The organism is Acinetobacter sp. HR7 (genome assembly GCF_000773685.1).
GTDB lineage: Bacteria > Pseudomonadota > Gammaproteobacteria > Pseudomonadales > Moraxellaceae > Acinetobacter > Acinetobacter thermotolerans.
Genome location: NZ_JPQO01000128.1, coordinates 1 through 3,269, shown reverse-complemented (window position 1 = coordinate 3,269; position 3,269 = coordinate 1). Strand labels below are relative to the sequence as shown.

Here is a 3,269-nt window from a genome sequence, read left to right as displayed (position 1 = left end):
ATTTATTTATGCAACAAAGCCATTTCAGAGATATCCTTAGAAATTTCACTATAATCCCCCGTTAATTTAAGTCTATATACTCTACATTCTTCTTGATGATCTTCTATTGAGAAATAAGGGTCTAATAATCTTGATGCATAATTATTAATGGATATATGACATCTATGATTAGTATCAACATATATTTTTTTAAAAAATTTACTAGACAATAATTCTCTCAGATAATCTGAACTGCTTCCTCTAAAATTATAAATAGATTGATTTACATCACCAACAGCTGTACCTATCAAACCAAGCTCTACTAATTTCATAAATAAATGATGTTGAGCTTTAGATGTATCTTGATATTCATCCAGAAAAATGTGAGTAAATTTTGCCTTTATATATCTAACTGCTGACTCTGACTTATTTAAAATATAAAGTGCTAATGCAGGAAGTGCCTCTATCCAAAGATAGCCTTGCTTGTAGAGCAACTTAAAACCATTATCTAAAATAATATCGTTAACAGTGGGGTATTTATATACTTCTCTAAAAAAACCTTTTTGTTTATTATTTAACTTATCAATAATAGTACTTTCTCTGGGCCTTCCTTTCCACAACTGAGACAAAAATGGGAAAATTATTTCTTCTAAACAAAATTTATCAATAGTTCCAAAAAAACTTTGTTTTGTATTATGACCTTCTGCTTTACACTTTCTTTTTAGCTCAAAACTAGCCTTTTTCGTAAATGAAATGGCTATTACTCCCTGATGATCTTTCAAAGTAAGGGTTATATTCCGTACTTTTTCTTTTACAACAGTAGTCTTTCCACTACCAGGACATGCAGCAATTACTAAATTTCCAGAATATTTAATAGCTTCAATCTGCTGAGATGTATAAGAGGTACTCATCATTATTTTTTTTCAAGTAATTCTTTCAAGTAAATTAATGGTTGTGCAAGTGCATCTTTTTTCAATTTTCCTAAATCATTTCTAATACCTTTTAATAACTTACGCATACGAATGGCTTTCTTTTTTTGTAAGTAATCAATTGCTTCTATTTTATTGCTCTTATTTAAACTAGCTAGAACTTCTTTAGTAAGTGAATTAACTAAATCTGTTTCCAAATCAATATTTGAAATAAAGATACCTTTCTCGTTTATCATTTTACTGAATGATTCCCATCGTCTATCCTTAGGTACATGTTCCGAAGTAATTTCAACTCTACTATGATGCCACCCGCTTGCACCAATAGCTCTTAAACAACGATTAATTCCTGTATATTGCCATAATTCCTTACCTTTAATCTTAGAAACATCATTATCTGTTCTCATTACCCATGGAATTTCCAGTGCATTTAAAATTTGTGTATATACCTCGAAAGCAACCCCGTCTACAGATAATAAAGATATGTTTAAATGATCTAAGTCAATTCCAATTGCTTTAGCTAAATCATTATAAAAAAGCATTTCGGAGGGTCCTTCTACTAAATAGACTCCATTTGAAAAAAAAGCCTCAGCTGGTAGGATACTAATCCTATACCCCATTTCTTCCCAACCATCTTTTATACACTGCGCACAACCATTACTAGCTGCAACAGTTGAGTTAGATTTTATTAATAATCTTATAATTGAATCTGGTAAAAAATAAGATGCTATCTGGGGGGAGTGCGAGGAGATAATAGCTTGTCCAGGTAATTCATCAATGAGATATTTAGCCAACTTTCGTTGTTGGTGAGGATGTAAATGAGCTTCCGGCTCTTCAATAACATAAAATACCACTTCATGATTTGTATCATGTTCAGCAATACTTTTCGCTTTCCATAGAGCTAACAAAATTTGGTTATTTCTACCATCACCTCCTAATAATACATTATTACCATGTGTAGAGGCTCCTAGTTTAAGGCTATTAATAAAATCTGTGACTTGAATAGCACCAGAATCCAACTTAACAGAATAATCAGAATGGTGATAAGATAATTTTTTTAATTCTTCATTTACTTCTTCTGTAGCCTTTTCTATATAAAACAATTGCGATATTTTTTCATTTACCTCTTTTAAATCTTCACATATCTCCTCTAATACTAATTTATCTTCTTCTTTTTGATTTTCAGTTAGGTTCTGTTGAGCTAACTTTAAGAGTTGACGCTTTTCCTTTTGAATAAATCGATGTAGGTCTCTTTGTGATTGAATATACTTAAGATTGACATACTTTAAATAAAATCGACTATTAATCTCTTCTAGATCTTGAAGTGAATGACCTATAAAAATCCGATATGTTAGATCGTTACGATTAGCTGTGTATCTTAAAAATGTACGGCCTTTATCATCAACATATCCTTTTAACACAGATATAACCGCATCTTCAAATACTGATTTAAAACTGATCGTTATTTCAATATTATTACAAACCTTTTTAGGCATTAAATGAAAGTCAAGTTCTGATGGCTCTATATCATCTTCTGACAAGCTCTTATCTAGTAATATGCGCAAAGCATGCAGCATATTACTTTTCCCAACATCATTTGCACCTATAACCAGAGTATCTCCATTAAATCTTATAAATGCATCTTTAAAATTTCGGAATCCCTTAATACGCAATGACTCAATTTCCATATCCCCTCCAAATCTTAATAAATATATTTTATTAAGATTCATCATTCTCCAATAAACAATAAATCTTAATTATAAGAAATTTAAAAAGTTAATTTAATAAATTAACTTTAATAGACTAAAAATAAGAATTAATTTTCAGACCTCATTAGCCTATTTTAACTAGGAATTGGATATATTAATCCCCTTACTCTCCACCGATTACCATTTACAAAAGACTCAAAATCATTGCCATCATCTAAATTTAAGTTATCTGCATGATCTATTACAATAATTTGAGGACTAAAAGCATTATAAGACTCAATTTCCTTACAATAATTTGCAAATTGATTAAATAAATTTTCAACAGCTTTAATATCTTCATCCACACTATTTTCTAATTTTAGCTTCTGTCTTTGTATAGCTTCTTCTTCTCTTTGCTCCTCAAAAGTTAAAGAGTTATCTCTATTAAAATTAGGAAAATATACTTGAGTAGGTTGATCAAAAAATAGAATAGATGGAATAGAGCATTCAGCGCCTAATTCTGCAAAATATTTATGTAAAGCCAAAAAAAGTGTTATATGACTATAGAGCCAATTTGCCCCACTACCCATAGATCTTAAATAAATTTTTTCATTTTCTGGAGTTAAATGATAAAGATCAAAAGTTTCAAATGAAAAAGGCTTTGTTGCACAAACCT

The 3,269-nt window shown here is 29.9% G+C and carries 3 protein-coding genes; all 3 read right to left on the bottom strand.

Translation table 11 applies throughout. The annotated features are described in order from the left end of the window. Positions 1-2: 2 nt before the first annotated feature. Positions 3-893 carry a UvrD-helicase domain-containing protein gene (locus GW12_RS06080; protein ID WP_052127890.1) on the bottom strand — a complete coding sequence of 297 codons (891 nt, stop codon included), beginning with the start codon at positions 891-893 and terminating at the stop codon, positions 3-5. Then, positions 893-2,635 carry an ATP-dependent endonuclease gene (locus tag GW12_RS06075; protein WP_264673520.1) on the bottom strand — a complete coding sequence of 581 codons (1,743 nt, stop codon included), beginning with the start codon at positions 2,633-2,635 and terminating at the stop codon, positions 893-895. The genes GW12_RS06080 and GW12_RS06075 overlap by 1 nt, the downstream gene beginning before the upstream one ends. A 113-nt stretch (positions 2,636-2,748) precedes the next feature. After that, a partial coding sequence (locus tag GW12_RS06070; RefSeq protein WP_034584872.1) for a DUF3732 domain-containing protein occupies positions 2,749-3,269 on the bottom strand: 521 nt, incomplete at its 5' end.